Annotated in this window: 14 protein-coding genes; 9 read left to right on the top strand and 5 right to left on the bottom strand. The window is 65.4% G+C overall.

The genetic code is table 11. The features are described 5' to 3' along the window. Genes fliQ through KTC28_RS15005 form a run of 3 tightly spaced genes read left to right on the top strand, consistent with a single transcriptional unit; the run spans position 1 to position 2,151 of the window. Positions 1-270 carry a flagellar biosynthesis protein FliQ gene (gene fliQ / locus KTC28_RS15015; RefSeq protein ID WP_216707945.1) on the top strand — a complete coding sequence of 90 codons (270 nt, stop codon included), beginning with the start codon at positions 1-3 and terminating at the stop codon, positions 268-270. After that, on the top strand, positions 267-1,034 hold the full coding sequence (locus KTC28_RS15010) for a flagellar biosynthetic protein FliR (protein WP_216707944.1): 768 nt from the start codon (positions 267-269) through the stop codon (positions 1,032-1,034). The genes fliQ and KTC28_RS15010 overlap by 4 nt, the downstream gene beginning before the upstream one ends. Continuing rightward, complete coding sequence (locus tag KTC28_RS15005) at positions 1,027-2,151, top strand: EscU/YscU/HrcU family type III secretion system export apparatus switch protein (RefSeq protein WP_216707943.1); 1,125 nt, start codon at positions 1,027-1,029, stop codon at positions 2,149-2,151. The genes KTC28_RS15010 and KTC28_RS15005 overlap by 8 nt, the downstream gene beginning before the upstream one ends. On the opposite strand, the gene KTC28_RS15000 is transcribed toward KTC28_RS15005, so the two are convergent. After that, a complete protein-coding gene (locus tag KTC28_RS15000; RefSeq protein ID WP_216707942.1) occupies positions 2,148-2,324 on the bottom strand; it encodes a hypothetical protein in 177 nt (58 codons plus the stop codon). The two genes, KTC28_RS15005 and KTC28_RS15000, sit on opposite strands and share 4 nt — an antisense overlap. Before the next feature lie 207 nt (positions 2,325-2,531). Here KTC28_RS15000 and ettA point away from each other — a divergent pair, with 207 nt between their 5' ends. Then, a complete protein-coding gene (ettA, locus tag KTC28_RS14995; protein WP_216707941.1) occupies positions 2,532-4,211 on the top strand; it encodes an energy-dependent translational throttle protein EttA in 1,680 nt (559 codons plus the stop codon). A 43-nt stretch (positions 4,212-4,254) separates the two neighbouring features. Here ettA and KTC28_RS14990 read toward each other — a convergent pair whose 3' ends face one another. Further along, on the bottom strand, positions 4,255-5,511 hold the full coding sequence (locus KTC28_RS14990; RefSeq protein WP_216707940.1) for an MFS transporter: 1,257 nt from the start codon (positions 5,509-5,511) through the stop codon (positions 4,255-4,257). Positions 5,512-5,650: 139 nt separating this feature from the next. Between KTC28_RS14990 and KTC28_RS14985 the strand changes: the two genes are divergently transcribed. Then, positions 5,651-6,349 carry a squalene/phytoene synthase family protein gene (locus KTC28_RS14985; RefSeq protein WP_216707939.1) on the top strand — a complete coding sequence of 233 codons (699 nt, stop codon included), beginning with the start codon at positions 5,651-5,653 and terminating at the stop codon, positions 6,347-6,349. A 50-nt stretch (positions 6,350-6,399) separates the two neighbouring features. Then, complete coding sequence (locus KTC28_RS14980) at positions 6,400-6,906, top strand: EF-hand domain-containing protein (RefSeq protein ID WP_255602062.1); 507 nt, start codon at positions 6,400-6,402, stop codon at positions 6,904-6,906. A 3-nt stretch (positions 6,907-6,909) separates the two neighbouring features. On the opposite strand, the gene trmFO is transcribed toward KTC28_RS14980, so the two are convergent. Then, complete coding sequence (gene trmFO / locus KTC28_RS14975) at positions 6,910-8,292, bottom strand: methylenetetrahydrofolate--tRNA-(uracil(54)-C(5))-methyltransferase (FADH(2)-oxidizing) TrmFO (protein WP_255602061.1); 1,383 nt, start codon at positions 8,290-8,292, stop codon at positions 6,910-6,912. 885 nt (positions 8,293-9,177) lie between these two features. Here trmFO and KTC28_RS14970 point away from each other — a divergent pair. Next, positions 9,178-9,723: a hypothetical protein gene (locus KTC28_RS14970; RefSeq protein ID WP_216707937.1), complete on the top strand. Its 546-nt coding sequence runs from the start codon at positions 9,178-9,180 to the stop codon at positions 9,721-9,723. Beyond that, positions 9,720-10,313, top strand: coding sequence for a hypothetical protein (locus KTC28_RS14965; protein WP_216707936.1), 594 nt, complete (start codon positions 9,720-9,722; stop codon positions 10,311-10,313). Before KTC28_RS14970 ends, KTC28_RS14965 begins: the two co-directional genes overlap by 4 nt. 3 nt (positions 10,314-10,316) lie before the next feature. Here the strand turns inward: KTC28_RS14965 and KTC28_RS14960 are convergent, their stop codons facing one another. Both KTC28_RS14960 and KTC28_RS14955 read right to left on the bottom strand, forming a co-directional pair. Further along, positions 10,317-11,342 carry an SDR family oxidoreductase gene (locus KTC28_RS14960; RefSeq protein ID WP_216707935.1) on the bottom strand — a complete coding sequence of 342 codons (1,026 nt, stop codon included), beginning with the start codon at positions 11,340-11,342 and terminating at the stop codon, positions 10,317-10,319. A 136-nt stretch (positions 11,343-11,478) separates the two neighbouring features. After that, positions 11,479-12,561, bottom strand: a complete 1,083-nt coding sequence (locus KTC28_RS14955) for a hypothetical protein (RefSeq protein WP_216707934.1) — start codon at positions 12,559-12,561, stop codon at positions 11,479-11,481. A 301-nt stretch (positions 12,562-12,862) separates the two neighbouring features. Between KTC28_RS14955 and gyrA the strand changes: the two genes are divergently transcribed. Beyond that, on the top strand, positions 12,863-15,547 hold the full coding sequence (gyrA, locus tag KTC28_RS14950; RefSeq protein ID WP_216707933.1) for a DNA gyrase subunit A: 2,685 nt from the start codon (positions 12,863-12,865) through the stop codon (positions 15,545-15,547). The last annotated feature ends 92 nt before the right edge of the window (positions 15,548-15,639 follow it).

The raw sequence follows: 15,639 nt of genomic DNA, 5'->3' as shown, positions 1-15,639 counted from the left end.
ATGGACAGCGGCATCGTCATGGACGCGCTGCGCGGCACGATGTGGGTCCTCGCCCAACTTATCGCTCCGGTCGTTCTTCCCGCGCTGATCGCCGGGTTCGTCGTCGGCCTGCTCCAGGCCGCGACCGGGATCAGCGAGTCGACTCTGAGCTTCGTTCCCAAGCTCATCGTGACGCTGGTGACACTCGCGATCCTCGGCTCGATGATGATGCGCGAGCTGTCGGATTTCACCGTCGAACTCTATGACCGCATCCCGGCGCTGCTGCGGTGATCGCGGTGTGGCTGGCGACGCCGGAGGTCGAGGCCGGGCGGTTGCTGTTTGCGAGCCTGCGTACCGCGTCGGCGCTGTCGTTGCTGCCGGGGATAGGCGCGATGCTGATGCCGCTGCGGGTCAGGATCGGGCTTGGCGGCGCGATCGGGGTGTTCGTCCTCGGGGTCACCCCGATCGCGGTTCCCGCCGATCTGTTCAGCGCGAGCGGGCTGATCGCGGTCGCCAGTGAAATCCTGATCGGCGCGATGGCGGGGGTGATGCTCCAGGCGGTATTCGCCGGAGCGTCGATCGCGGGCGAGGTGATTGCGCAGTCGATGGGACTCGGGTTCGCCACCATTCTTGATCCGGGCGGCATGACCAGCCCGGTGATCGCGACATTGCTCGGCCTCGTCGCGTGGCTCGTGTTCTTCGCGCTCGACGGTCACCTGCGACTGTTCGAGGTGCTCGTGACAAGCTATCGCGCGCTGCCGCCGGGGTGTGACCCGCTGGCACTTGCGGGCCGCGTTGCCGGGGTCGGTGCGCTGGCGTTCGCGTCAGGGCTGATGCTCGCGCTGCCAGTCGCGGCGGTCCTGTTCCTGATTAACCTGCTCCTCGCGGTCGCCGCGCGTAGCGCGCCGCAGCTCAACCTGTTCGCGATCGGTTTTCCTGTCCTGATGCTGTCTGGCGTCGTCCTGCTCGCGGTGGCGATGCCCGCGATCGTCGATACGATGGCAGCGGGCATGGCGACGATGCAGGACCGGCTCGAAGGCATCTTACTTGGCTGACGCCCCCGACAAGGACCAGAAAACCGAGGCGCCGACCGAGAAGCGCCGTCGCGAGGCGTCCAAAAAAGGCGAGACGCTGCAATCGCGCGAACTGGGCACGGTGCTTGTCATCGGGGCGGGGGTTATCTGGGCAATCGTCGCGGCGGGTGACCTTGTGGCGGCGTGCCGGCGAATGATGCGCGATGGCCTGTCGTTCGCTGACCCGGGACGGACCGACCTGCTCGCGTCGCCGTCGCTACTCGCGCAGGGCATGGTCCATCCTCTAGCCGTCTTCGCGGTGCTGATCGTCGCGGGGGCTGCGGCCGGGCCGATGATAACCGCGCCGCATTTTTCCGCCGGCGCGTTTGCGGTAAAGCTCGATCGCCTCAATCCAATCGCCGGGCTGCAGCGCGTCTTCGGTCTTCATGCGGTCGGCGAACTCGGCAAGGCTGTGCTCAAGGCGGCACTAATCTTCGGCGCGGGCGGCACAGTGCTCGTCGCACGGCTGCCGGGATTGCTCGACCTCGGGACGCTTGACCCTGCCGATGGTGCAGCGCGCATCGCGGCATCGACCTCGGCGCTGCTGGTCGCGCTGGCGGTCGCACTCGGGTTGATTGCCGCGATCGACCTGCCGCTGCAGCTCACCCGTCATCTCGCCAAGCTCCGGATGTCGAAGCAGGAAATTCGCGAGGAGAGCCGCGAAAGCGAGGGGTCGCCCGAGACGAAGGCGGCACAACGTCGGATGGCCCGTCAGGCGGCAAAACGCTCGCTGGCTCCGGCAATGGCGACGGCGACCGTGGTCGTGGTCAACCCAACGCACTTCGCGGTCGCGTTGCGTTATGTTCCGGGTCGAGATGCCGCGCCAATCGTTGTCGCGAAGGGGCGGGACGTTATCGCCGAGGCGATCCGCGAACTCGCCGCGTTGAACAAGGTGCCGATCCTGCGCTATCCACAACTTACGCGCGCGATCTATTTCACCGCGACGGTGGGCGTGCCGATCAATGACGAATTGTTCGGCGCGGTAGCCGCCATCCTCGCGTTCGTCCTCTACCTCGATCGGTCTTCGCGGGAGCAGCCGGATGTTACCATTCCCGACTCGCTGCGCTTCGACGGATCGGGGCTCCGGTCGCTCAGCTAGTGTCGCTGACAATCCTTGGGGCGGTGGAGCTCTTCGATCTTCCGGAACAGGTCCGTCAAACCGGCATCGATCGGTGCCGCCTTGCCATCGTCTAGCTGTGCAAACAACGCCGCGAAATCATCGACGTTGATGCGATCCTTGTCGTCGATCTCCCGGTACACCATCTTGTCCATCTCGATCCTGTACGCAATCACATAAGCAACGCGTTCCGACGCTTGATCGACGACAACCCGCAAACCTACTGGTAGTTCCGTCACCCCGCCCTTTGATACTATGGATAGTAGCCAAATCGTCTCACGTGCCGCCCGTTGCGGGGGCACCCGGCCATAGGCTAAAGGCGTTCGCGTCTTCCTTCCCGATTTCGAAAGCTCCGATCCGCCATGGCCGGTTACCAATACGCGTTCGTCATGAAGGGCCTGACGAAGGCCTATCCCGGCGGCAAGCCGGTGTTCAAGGACCTCTATCTAAGCTTCCTGCCCGGCGCGAAGATCGCGGTGATCGGGCCGAACGGCGCGGGCAAGTCGACGCTGATGAAGATCATCGCGCAGCAGGACAAGGACTTCCAGGGCGAGGCATGGCCCGCCGAGGGCGTTCGCGTCGGCTATCTCGCGCAGGAGCCGCACCTCGACCCGACCAAGACCGTTCGCGAGAACGTCATGGACGGCGTTCGCGAGGTCGCCGACATGGTCGCGCGATTCAATGCCGTCGCCGCCGAGATGGGCGAGCCGACTGATACGACCGACTTCGACGCGCTGATGGAGGAAATGGGCGTCCTCCAGGAAAAGATCGACACCGTCGACGGCTGGACGCTCGATAACCAGCTCGAAATCGCGATGGACGCGCTGCGCTGCCCGCCGGGCGAGTCGATGGTCGACAAATTATCGGGCGGCGAGAAGCGCCGGGTGGCCTTGTGCAAGCTGCTGCTCGAGAAGCCCGACATCCTGCTCCTCGACGAGCCGACCAACCACCTTGATGCCGAGAGCGTCCAGTGGCTCGAAAAGCACCTTCAGGATTACGCCGGCTGTGTCATCCTCGTCACCCACGACCGCTACTTCCTCGACAACGTCGTCAAGTGGGTGCTCGAACTCGACCGAGGTAAGGGCATCCCGTTCGAGGGCAATTACTCGGCTTGGCTCGAAGCCAAGGTCAAGCGGATGGCACAGGAAAGCCGCGAGGACGAGAGCCGCGAAAAGGCGATCCGCGACGAACTCCAGTGGATTCGCTCGAGCCCCAAGGCGCGCCAGACCAAGTCGAAGGCGCGTATCCAGGCGTTCGACGACCTCGTCGAGAAGCAGGCGAACCGCCGCCTCGGCTCGGCGCAGATTCTCATCCAGATCCCCGAGCGCCTCGGCAACACGGTGATCGAGGCGAAGAATCTGACCAAGAGCTTCGGCGACCGGGTGCTGATCGACAACCTCAGCTTCAGCCTGCCGCCGGGCGGCATCGTCGGCGTGATCGGGCCAAACGGCGCGGGCAAGACGACGCTGTTCCGCATGATCACCGGGCAGGAGCAGCCCGACGAGGGCAGCATCCGCATCGGCGAGACCGTCAAGCTCGGCTATGTCGACCAGTCGCGCGACGCGCTCGATCCCGGCCACAACGTCTGGGAGGAAGTCTCGGGCGGCGCGGAAAAGTTCTACTTCGGCAAGAATGAGGTGCTGACCCGCGCGTATGTCGGCGCGTTCAACTTCAAGGGCGCCGACCAGCAGAAGAAGGTCGGCCAGCTTTCGGGCGGTGAGCGCAACCGCGTGCACATGGCGAAGATGCTGGTGCAGGGCGGAAACGTCCTCCTGCTCGACGAGCCGACCAACGACCTCGACGTCGAGACGCTACGCGCGCTCGAGGAAGCGCTGGAAAGTTTCGCCGGGTGCGCCGTGGTCATCAGCCATGACCGCTTCTTCCTCGACCGGCTGGCGACGCACATCCTCGCCTTCGAGGGCGACAGCCACGTCGAATGGTTCGAGGGCAACTTCGAGGCGTACGAGGCGGACAAGCACGCGCGGATGGGCGATGCGGCGGACCGCCCGACCAAGCTGACGTACAAGCGGCTGACGCGCTAGGAAGCGGGCGTGGCGTCGATCGAACCTTGATGGCTCGACGGCGTCACGCCGCCAGTGCGGCACCGACCAGGCGTGGACGCCACAGCCACGCCATCATGCCGTAGAGCAGCGCCGATCCGACACCCAGAGCCGCCTCGGTCAGCATCATTCCATTCGCGCCGTACGGCACTGACACAGCGCCGAGCAAAAGCGTCGTCGCAACCACCGGGACGTTGCACAGGCTTCCGAGCAGCGATCCCATCGTGCCGCCGCTCGAGCCCTTGAGTCCGACGTAGATGACTGCGGCGACCGCCGCATAGGCGACGCCGAGCAGCAGGTTATTGGCGAGTGCAAAGACGAAAAAGGCTGCTGGCGTGCGCGGGCCGAATGCCATTGCCACCTCGCCGAGCGCGCAGGCGATCCCGCTCCACGCGAGGACGTGCTGCGGCGGGTAGCGGTCGCACAGATACCCGCCGATCAATGACCCAGGCACGCAGATCATCCCCGCGAGCAATCCCGTGGTCGACGCGGTGAGGTCGGCCGACGCGCCCCAGTCCTTGGCGACCGACGGCAGCAACCCGATAAAGGCCCCCTGACCCATCGGCAGTGAAATTGCGATAATCGTCAGCCAGCCCAGTCGGGTCGACACGAGCGCGACCGCATCGCGCCCCAGCGCCGCAACGACCGCCCTAAACGGCTGCGCTGCACCAGTACGTGGGGTCCGAATCAGGAGCATCGGCGAGGCGCAGACGAGGCACAGCGCCGCCAGCGTCAACGCCGCCGTCGTCATCCCGGCATGGGTCGCGAGCCAAAGCCCGAGGCCGCCGCCAACTCCAACGCCGCCGAGATTACCCGCCGTGACCCAGCCCGCGATGCGCCCGCGAACGGCGGTCTCGCTCGTGATGGCGATCGCAGCAGTCTGCGCGCCCGAGCCGAGCGCGTAGAACACGCCCAGCGCAAGAACCATGAAATCGATGAACTCGAGGTTGGCGGGATCGAGTCCCACGAAGGCAAATGGCGCGAGACCGACCGCAGCCCCGATTGCCGAAAGCAGGAACCAGTGTCGCGGAGTGAGGCTAAGATCGAACATCGGACCGATCAGCACACGCCACGTCAGCGGCAGTATGTTCAGCGCGACGAGTTCGGCAATCGCCGCGACCGAGAAGGCCCGGCTGACGAGCACATAACCGAGCGTTATGCTCACGAACCCGGCGGTTATCCCGCCGACGGCAGCCGTAAACATGTAGAGCGGCGGCGCGATGGAGCGGATAGCGGGCGGTTCTGCGACCGGCGATGTGACTCCGGCCGGCTTAATCGTCAACGCATCACGCCCGCCATGCCACCGCCCTCAACAGTTCCGAGACGCTTCCGTAACAACCCTGCCGCGGATTGCGAGCATTGCTTTCGCAGACCGAGAAGGGGATGGCCGCGCGCCCCGCGGCGAAGCTATAGCGTAGGCGATGGAGCAGGCCCTCGACCATTGCGCCGACCTTGTCCGGGCGCGCGACCGCGACCGCTGGCTCGCGACGCTTTATTCGCCCTCGGCCATCCGCCCGGCGCTGTTCGCGCTGCATGCACTCGATCTCGAACTCGCGCAGGTCGTGGCGACGACGACCGAGGCGATGCTCGGTGAGATCCGGCTGGAATGGTGGCGCGAGGCGTTGACCAAGCTCGATATTGCACCGCCGCCTGCGCAACCGGTGCTTGCCGCGCTGGGCGACTACGCGCTGCCGCTGGGGGTGAAGGGGCAGGCGCTCGAGCCGCTTGAGGACGCTTTCCTGTCGCTGCTGATCGAGGAGCGGCTCGCGGGCAGGGTGCTCGACGACCATCTCGACCGGCGCGGCGGGACATTGTTCGCGGCGTGCGCCACCGCGCTCGGGGTAGCGCAGCCGTCGGCGCGCGCGCTCGGCCGCGTCTGGGCGCTCGGGCAGCTCGTCCGTGAGGGCGTCAAGGCGCCCCCGGTCGACCCCGACGATGCCCGCCGGATCGCCGCGGAGGCTTTCCCCGCGCGGCTCGCCCCCGCGCTGCGCCCGCTCGCCGCGTTGGCCGGGTTCGCCGCTGCCGATGTCGCGCGGGCGCTGGGTGACCGCCCGGCCGGCGTTCCTGGCGGCATCGGGCGGCAGGTGCGCCTGCTCCGCTGGATCGCGACGGGACGCTGACACGCGCTCCTGCATGTGCGAGGAGGGCGCTGGGGTAGTCGGGGGCGACGATGATTGTACCGAAGTGGCTAGCAGCGACAGTTGTCGCGGCGTTGATGGTGTGCGCGGTGATGCTGTGGCGGCAGAGCGCGCCGCACGCGGCGGCGGTGCATTTCTCCGCGCCGACCGCTGCGGAAGCCGCCGAGATCACGCCCGCTGCCGCGGCCGCTGCGCTGGTCGCCCCGGTGTCCGACGTTACCCCCGCCGACCGCGAGGCGAAGCGCTTTTCGCGCTACGACAAGGATAAGGACGGGGCGATCACCCGCGACGAGTATTTCGTCAGCCGCAAGAAGGCGTTCGCCAAGCTCGACGTCAATCACGACGGCAAGCTCAGCTTCGAGGAATATTCGGTCAAGGCGATCGCAAAATTCGACGCCGCCGACACCAAGCATGACGGCCGGCTGACGCCGGAGGAGTTTGCGACGACGGCGGTCAAGCACAAGCCGCGGACCAAGGCCGTCTGCCCCCCGGGGGGCGCAGTCGCCGCTGCCCCCGAGGAGCCGGCGGAGGCGCAGTAGCCGCTACGCCGCCGCCTGCTCCACCTGTTCCGCCGGTTCGCCGAGCCACGCGGCGAGGTCGGCGCGCGCCCGCGCCGCCATCGCCGGCTTGCGCAGGCTTTTGTGGACCGGCGGCTCCATCGGCGGAAACAGGCCGAAGTTGACGTTCATCGGCTGGAAGCTGTCCGCCTCGGCACCCTCGGTGATGTGGCTCAGCAGCGCGCCGATCGCAGTCGTCGGCGGCGGCGCTTCGAGGTATTTCCCGCGCGCTTCGGCCGCTGCCATGCGCCCGGCGATCAGCCCGACCGCGGCGCTCTCGACATAGCCCTCGCAGCCGGTGATCTGCCCGGCGAAGCGCAGCCGCGGCTCGGCGCGGAGGCGGAGCTGGTCGTCGAGGAGGATCGGCGACTTGATGAAGGTGTTGCGGTGGAGCCCGCCGAGCCGCGCGAACTCGGCCTTCTCCAGCCCCGGAATCGTGCGGAAAACGCGGACCTGTTCAGCGTGCTTGAGCTTGGTCTGGAAGCCGACGATGTTCCACAGCGTTCCCAGCGCATTGTCCTGCCGCAGCTGGACCACCGCCCAGGCCCGTCGCCCGGTTGCGGGATTGGTCAGCCCGACCGGCTTCATCGGCCCGAAGCGCGGCGTGTTGACCCCGCGCTCGGCCATCACCTCGATCGGCATGCAGCCGTCGAAGTACGGCGTGCCTTCCCATTGTTTGTATTCGGTTTTCTCGCCGTTCAGCATCGCTTCTACGAAGGCCTCGTACTGCGCCTTGTCCATTGGGCAGTTGATGTAGTCCTTGCTGTCGCCCTTGTCCCAGCGCGACTGGAACCACGCCGTGTCCATGTCGATCGAGTCGAAATGGACGATCGGGGCGATCGCGTCGAAGAAGGCGAGGGCGTCCTCGCCGGTGCGTTCGGCAATCCACGCGGCGAGCGGTCCGGCGGTCAGCGGGCCGGTGGCGATGATCACCTGGCCCCATTCGGGCGGCGGCGCGGCGACGAGTTCGCGGCGCAGTTCGATCAGCGGTTCGGCTTCGATCGCAGCGGTGACGGCATCGGCGAAGGCGTCGCGGTCGACCGCGAGCGCCGACCCGGCGGGGACGCGCGCGGCATCGGCGCAGCGCAAGATCAGCGACCCCATCGTTCGCATTTCCGCGTGGATTAGCCCGACCGCATTATGCTCGGGATCGTCGGAGCGAAAGCTGTTCGAGCAGACCAGTTCGGCAAGCGCGTCCGTATGATGCGCGTCGGTCTTGTGCGGTCCGCGCATCTCGTGGAGGACGACCGGCACTCCGGCGCGGGCGATCTGCCACGCGGCTTCGGACCCGGCGAGGCCGCCGCCAATGATGTGGATGGCGTCTGGAGCGGAATGAGAAATCGAAAGGCCTTTCGATGCTGCTGGCAATACGCGGCTTAGCTTAGGCCCGACGCCCCCGCTTTTCCCGCAAAAATTGGCGGTTCGCGCATCTGCTAAGGTGTAAACCGGTGAAGCCACTGTAATTAATAGCAATAGTGCCGCACAAACACGCGCACACAGTCCGCACATCGACGGTCACTTGCGGGCATGGCGTGAGCCGCGGGTTTCGGTGCGACTGGTGATCACCTCGGCAGCTCAGCGCGAGATCAATACGCTAAAACCGTGCGTCGAGTCGCAATTCGCTGGCAAGGCGTACGAAGCCGTCTAAGTACTCTGTACCAGCCTGTGCCCGTTTCCGTACAGTTCGCCAATATCGCTGCCAATATCGTGCGAAAGACATGTACGATGATGCTGGAAAATCCACACTGAGTAAAGACAATTGCATTCAAGCCGACGCCATATTGTCGCATGGCGGCATTCCCGGACGAATGCCTTGCCGCTCCACCACAATGACAGATAACACGCTAGCAGATTCGGTAAACGAGACTTTTAGTATCCCGTGTGTAGCGTATTGATTTTTGGTCTATCTTCTATGCGCGCGAAGGGATGCAGCATTGTCAGGTCGCGTGGGGTGGCTATTGGTGGCCGCGTTATCTGTGCTGTTGGTGATGTGTTGGGTAATGTTCGGCGAGACGCCAGTCACGGGCGGCGAGCGTGACCCGATGATCGAGTTTCGGCAGTAAGCAATGAACCGAGGATCGCCCTGGCTTGCACGTGATTAAGGGCGTCTTAATTTCTGTGATTCGACCCGACGCTTCTGCGAGCAAGCCAGAGGCGCAGCAGTAATTGCAAATACATGGCGGCCCATCTGCACCGTCCTAGTTGGCGACTTCTCCTGACGATGGTATAACCGGCCAGCGGGAGTGGTCGGGGATGCGGTTCGCGCTGTTCATCGGATTGATCGTCGTGTGGGCGACGTCGGCGTCTGCCGAGACCGTCGGCACGTCGCAGCAGGCCCAGACCGTCGCGCCGAGCGTCGCGCTCGACCGCCCGCAGGCACTGACCTGCGGCGCGGCACCGGCCGCCGACCAGATCAACCGATTGGTCGCGGTCGTCCGGCAGATGTTTCCCGACCCGCATGGCTTCAACGCCGGGCTGGCGGCCGAGGTCGGCCAGCCTTGCCAGCGCAACCGCGCCGCGGCGTATCTCATCAACGTGATCGCAGGGAATAATTGGGCATTTACGCCCCGCCCGGGGATGGCGATGGCGTCCGCCCCGCTCGGCCCGATCGCCTGCGGCCCGTCAGCGCACAGTGCCGCGCTCAACGCCGTCATCGCCAAGATCCGCCCGCTGTTCGCCGATCCGGGTTCCTTCAACGCCAACATCGGATACCTTTCGAAGCAGCCGTGTGTCGACGGTCGCGCCACGCTGTTTGTATTCAGACTGATGGCCGACAATAATCTGGCCTTCCACCGTTGAGGCGTTGCGCCGCTGCTCTGGCGCTGCTCGCCGCCGTTGTCGCGGCCCCCGTTCCGGCGCGTCACGCGCCACCGGCCGTCACGACGACCATCGCAACCCCAGCAGCGACGACCGACACCGTGCCGCTGCTCACCGACGATCAGGCCGACCCGACCGCCGGCGATCCCGAGGTCAAGCAGCTGTCGGTCGAACTCGCACGCGGTCAGCTAAGGGCGTTGATCGGCCGCGTGCGGTTCGCTGCAGCGCTCGACGACTATCAGGCGGAGATGTATCGGCACCACCAGTTCTGGACCGATGCCGCCGCAATCGCGGTCTATGCCATCACCTTCTTCGGGCTGATCTGCGCGGGCGTCCAGTTCCGCCTGTTCGCGCGATTGCGCGGGACCGAGGTCCACGACGACGCCGCGAGCGCAGGCTCGGTCGAATTGCCGGGAGGAGCCAAGATCAACTCGCCGTTCCTCGGCGTGATCGTCCTGTTCCTGTCGCTCGGCTTTTTCTACCTCTATCTGACCAACGTTTACCCGATCCTCAGCGTCGCCGAGATCGAGGCCAAGCGCACCGCCGCGAGCAGCCAGCCCGCCGACAAATAAGCTCTAGTTACCGACGCTCCGCTTGCGGCCAGCGATCCGTGCCACCGCCAGCCCGGCGACTGCTGCCGCTCCCGCCAATCCAACCGCAAGCCACGGCCTCAGCTGGGCTTCCAGCCAAAGGCTCTGGGTGCGGACATACACGTCCTGCTTGCTGTCGATCGCGCTCGCTCGCGTCTCCCACAGATTGTCGGCGCGGTCGGCGGGAGGGTCCTTGTCGAAGGTCTGAAGTGCTTCGCCGAAGCGCTCGAGCGCAAGGTCGGTCAGCCGCGGAAAGTGCTGCGCCAGCGCGGTGCCGAGGACGCCCGTCCCGCCGATGCTCAGGCCGCGGCGCGGATTTGCGGCGGCGAAGACGATTGCGCGCGCCACCAGCCGCGGGTCGTAGATCACCGGCGGCAGCGTGATCGGATGGCCGGTGAAATTGCGCGCGTGTTCGGGGAAGGGCGTGTGGATTGCAGCCGGACGGATCAGCGTGACCGACACCGGCAGGCCGTCGGCCTCGACCTCGGTGCGGAACTCGTCGGTGAATCCCTTCACCGCGTGCTTCATCGCGCTATACGTCGCCTGCAGGATCACGGCGCGATCGGATTCGATGCTGCCAACATTGATGATCGCACCGCCGCGCTGCTTCATATGCGATAACGCCGCCAGCGAGCCGCGGACCGTGCCCCAATAGCCGACGTCGAACACCCGCCGCTGGTCGTCGACCGGCGTATCGACGACGCGTCCGATAGGAGCCGCCGCCGCGTTGTTGACCCACGTATCGATCCTGCCGAAGCGGGCGATCGCGGCGGCGCCGATGCGCTCGGCGGCATCGGGGTCGGCGATGTCGGCGGCGACGGTCTCGATCAGTGCGCCGCTGGCGGTCAGCCGCGCCTGCGCATCGGCGAGCGCTTCGCGGTTGCGGGCGGTCATCACTACTTTCGCGCCAGCCTGAGCAGCGGCTTCACAGGTGGCGAGGCCGATCCCACTCGACGCGCCTGTGACGACGATGACCTGATCGGACACGGGCTTGAGACGGACGGCGGGCATGGTAATTCCTCGGGCTGACGTCGATCAACCCCAGCCGGACGACCCCGGTTCCAGCCCTTCAAACTGGCGTTTTGCCGCGCCCGCGTCGACGTATGCTCCGGCGACGGGAGGCACGACAGGTCGACATCGATGGTTGCTAGGTCGTGGCTATTGTCGGCCTCTCGCCGCTCAGCATATTAAATGCCGCCTCGAAGGCCTTGGGTTCCTTCTTGCGGAATGAGCGGCGCATATAAATCGGCGAGAGCGGCGTGCCCCAGGGGTCCGTCTTGCGAAACCCGACGATGTCTGCGGCGACGATCGGCCCCCATTGCGCGATCTCCTGTTCCATTGTTCCCCACTTCTCGCCACTGGCCGGCACGACGTAGCCGCCGTGAACCAGCGTCACGTAGACCCACGCAGGGACTTTATTGAAGCGGCTGCCGAAGTATGACGCGAGATGCGGGTTGCGGCTCGTCGAGATATATCCCTTCAAGCATTCCTGTGAGAGCATGTTGCCAAGATGGAATTGCTCCCCTTGGGTTATTTTGCGCCACATAAGATAGTCGACAAGCAGTTTCTTGGCGTTGCCGCTCGTAATCGTTTGATCGATCGAAGCAAGAAAATCAGCCTTGGTGACGGTTCGCTTGTAACGCCGTTGCATGTAGTCGATAAAAAAGCCCGAAATTACGTTTTCGAGGTAATAGCGATCGGTTCGGCTTGACGGCGGCGAGAAGCCGCCGCTGGCGGTCAAGACCTGCGCCGGTCCGCGCGAGTCGCCGCGGAAGGTGATGGCATTCGTTCGCGGAATTTGTTTCATATAAGCCCAGTCCTCTGGGAATCCGCTTTTGGAATGTGGGTTCGTTACATTTACATGGGGATTATAAGCGGTCGTATCGCGCACCGCTGGCTGTTCTCGTCGGCCGATCGCAAGGCTGTCGGGCGCCGCTGGTTTTTCCCGTCGGCCGATCTGGACGCCGCCGCGTACCGCCCCTGCTGCGGGCTCGGCCCGTTTCCACATCGAATCGATCAACTGCTGGGTCATCATGTCGATCGGCGTATATTCGTGGGGGGTAATCGGCGTGATCTGCGGATAGGGGTGATGCTTCCCGCCACTGAGTTCGTATTTGAGCTTGGGGTTCATCGCGAAGACTTCGAACTGGGTGATCGCCCAGCCGATCTCGTTGCTGTGCTCGTCACCCGAAGTCGACTTTGGTTTATAGGCGCTGCTGAAAAAGCTCATCCTGTCATCCCCATTTGCCCCGGCCGCCGTCTGCCATGCGCGCGTTACGATATCGTAACGATAGCGACGGCTCCTTAATAGGGCGATCTTTCGGCAACCACGTCGCGCGACGGTCAGAGCGCCGGATCTCGCTTCCTCTCGCGAAAAGTCGCCGCAACACTGGTAAGGGCAACATCGCGCAGCCGAGCATGGCGCGTGGATTGGGTTGCCGCTCAAGACAGCCGGAAAAACTGGCCTTTTGCGCCCGCATCGCCTAGATATGACACCTCCGCGACAGTCGTCGCACGACAGGTAGAACCCCTTGGCCGACCCGACCACGCTTCCCCCCGGCGAACCCGATATCAAGCCGGTCTCGATCGTCACCGAGATGCGGACGAGCTTCCTCGATTACGCGATGTCCGTCATCGTCGCGCGCGCGTTGCCCGATGTCCGCGATGGCCTCAAGCCCGTCCACCGCCGCATCCTGTGGGGCGCGCACGAGAGCGGCTTCGTCGCGGGCAAGCCGTACCGCAAGTCTGCGCGCATCGTCGGCGACGTCATGGGTAAGTACCACCCGCACGGCGACAGCTCGATCTACGACGCGCTCGCGCGGATGACGCAGGACTGGTCGATGCGGCTGCCGCTGATCGACGGGCAGGGCAATTTCGGCTCGATGGACCCCGATGCCCCGGCGGCGATGCGCTATACCGAGGCGCGGCTGGCGCGGGTGGCCGACGAGCTCCTCGCCGACATCGACAAGGACACCGTCGACTTCATCGCCAACTACGACGGGTCGGAGCACGAGCCCGCTGTTCTCCCGGCGCGCTTCCCGAACCTGCTGGTCAACGGCGCGGGCGGCATCGCGGTCGGCATGGCGACCAATATCCCGCCGCACAACCTCGGCGAAGTGATCGACGCGACCCGCGCGTATATCGACAATCCGGCGATCACGATCGACGAGCTGATGGGGTTCATTCCGGGCCCCGACTTCCCGACCGCCGGGCTGCTGCTCGGCACCTCGGGCATTCGCCAGGCGTATCACGCCGGGCGCGGCAGCGTGATCATGCGCGCGCGCGCGATCGTCGAGGAGGGCAGGGGCGAGCGCCGCTCGATCGTCCTGACGGAAATCCCGTACCAGCTCGGCAAGAACGGGCTGGTCGAGAAGATCGCCGAGGCGGTCAAGGACAAGCGGATCGAGGGCGTCTCCGACCTGCGCGACGAGAGCAGCCGCGAGGGTGTTCGCGTCGTCATGGACCTCAAGCGCGACGCGGTGCCGGAGGTCGTGCTCAACCAGCTTTATCGCCACACCCCGGCGCAGTCGTCGTTCGCGATCAACATGCTCGCGATCCGCGGCGGGCGTCCCGAACTGCTCAATTTGAAGGACGTCATCGAGGCGTTCGTCAAATTCCGCGAAGAGGTCATCACCCGGCGCTCGAAGTTCGAATTGAACAAGGCGCGCGATCGGGCGCATGTGTTGATCGGGCTCGTCGTCGCGGTCGCCAACCTCGACCGCGTCGTCGTCATCATCCGCAGCAGCGCCTCGCCCGCCGAGGCCCGCGCTACGCTGATGGCCGAGCCGTTCGCGCGTGACGAGATCGCGCCATACCTGTCGCTTATCGAGGACGGCGAGACCGAGGCGACGCCGGTCGTCGACGGCCCGTACCATCTCGACGACATCCAGGTCCGCGCGATCCTCGAACTCCGCCTCGCCAAGCTGACCGCGCTCGGCCGCGACGAGATCGGCACCGAACTCAAGGAAATTTCGGTCAGCATCGCCGAGCTGCTCGAGATCCTCCGCGACCGCGCCAAGCTGTACGCCGTCCTCCGTGGGGAGCTGAACGGCTCCGATCCGTTCATCGACAAGCGTCGGACCGAGATCGTCACCGCCGGCGACGACATCGATGACGAGGACTTGATCACCCGCGAGGAGATGGTCGTGACGGTGACCATGACCGGCTACATCAAGCGCGTGCCGCTGTCCGACTATCGCGCACAAAAGCGCGGCGGCAAGGGCCGGTCGGGGATGTCGACCAAGGACGAGGACGTCGTCACCAACCTGTTCGTCACCTCGACGCACACGCCCGTCCTGTTCTTCAGCAGCGCGGGCAAGGTCTATCGCCTCAAGGTGTGGAAACTGCCGCTTGGCGGGCCGAACGCCAAGGGCCGCCCGATGGTCCACATGCTGCCGCTCGACAAGGACGAGACGATCACCACCGTCCTGCCGCTGCCCGAGGACGAGGCGGCGTGGGAACGGCTCCACGTCATGTTCGCGACCGCAAAGGGTTCGGTGCGGCGCAATTCGATGGATGCGTTCACCAACATCAATGCGAACGGCAAACTCGCGATCCGCTTCGACGACGGCGACGACGACCGGCTGATCGGGGTCGCCTTGTGCGATGCCGCCGACGACGTTCTGCTGGTGACGAAGAACCGCAAGGCGATCCGCTTCGCCGTCGAGGACGTCCGCGAATTCGTCAGCCGCACGTCGACCGGCGTGCGCGGGATCGCGCTCAACGGCGACGACGCGGTGATGTCGATGTCTGTGCTCAAGCCCTTCGATGCGACGCCGCAGGAGCGTGAGGACTATCTCCGCGCCGCCGCGTGGAAGCCCGAGCCCGGCGAACGCGCGCTGTCCGAAACCCGCATGGCGCAGTTCGCGGCGGCGGAGGAGTTCATCCTCACGGTCACCTCGAACGGCTTCGGCAAGCGGACGTCGGCGTTCGAATACCGCCAGTCGGGGCGCGGCGGGCAGGGTATCGCGACGATCGCCGACTCCGAACGCAACGGCACCGTCGTCGCGAGCTTCCCCGCGACCGACGCCGACGAAATCATGCTCGTCACCGACCAGGGCAAATTGATCCGCACCGAGGCGAAGCAGATTCGCATCATGGGTCGCGGCGCGCAGGGGGTCATGTTGTTCCGGGTCGATGGCAGCGAGCATGTCGTCTCGGCGGCGAAGATCGGCGACGAGGTGGTTGGCGAGGCTGCGGACGACACGGCTGGCTGAGGCGCTGGAACGAGCGAAACGATCGCATCCTAAATTGTCATCCCCGCGAAAGCGGGGACCCAAGGTCTCCACCTGTTGTGACTTTGGGTCCC

This window comes from Polymorphobacter megasporae (assembly GCF_018982885.2).
GTDB classification, from domain to species: domain Bacteria; phylum Pseudomonadota; class Alphaproteobacteria; order Sphingomonadales; family Sphingomonadaceae; genus Polymorphobacter_B; species Polymorphobacter_B megasporae.
Note: the sequence above shows the minus strand (reverse complement) of the source record. Positions and strands in the feature narration are given on the sequence as shown.

Excerpts from the sequence above, each read along its gene's own strand:
- KTC28_RS14970 (WP_216707937.1), top strand. The coding sequence starts at position 9,178 with ATGCGGTTCGCGCTGTTCATCGGATTGATCGTCGTGTGGGCGACGTCG.
- KTC28_RS14960 (WP_216707935.1), bottom strand. The coding sequence starts at position 11,342 with ATGCCCGCCGTCCGTCTCAAGCCCGTGTCCGATCAGGTCATCGTCGTC.
- KTC28_RS14955 (WP_216707934.1), bottom strand. The coding sequence starts at position 12,561 with ATGAGCTTTTTCAGCAGCGCCTATAAACCAAAGTCGACTTCGGGTGAC.
- KTC28_RS15000 (WP_216707942.1), bottom strand. The coding sequence starts at position 2,324 with ATGGACAAGATGGTGTACCGGGAGATCGACGACAAGGATCGCATCAAC.
- KTC28_RS14985 (WP_216707939.1), top strand. The coding sequence starts at position 5,651 with ATGGAGCAGGCCCTCGACCATTGCGCCGACCTTGTCCGGGCGCGCGAC.
- fliQ (WP_216707945.1), top strand. The coding sequence starts at position 1 with ATGGACAGCGGCATCGTCATGGACGCGCTGCGCGGCACGATGTGGGTC.
- KTC28_RS14980 (WP_255602062.1), top strand. The coding sequence starts at position 6,400 with ATGATTGTACCGAAGTGGCTAGCAGCGACAGTTGTCGCGGCGTTGATG.
- ettA (WP_216707941.1), top strand. The coding sequence starts at position 2,532 with ATGGCCGGTTACCAATACGCGTTCGTCATGAAGGGCCTGACGAAGGCC.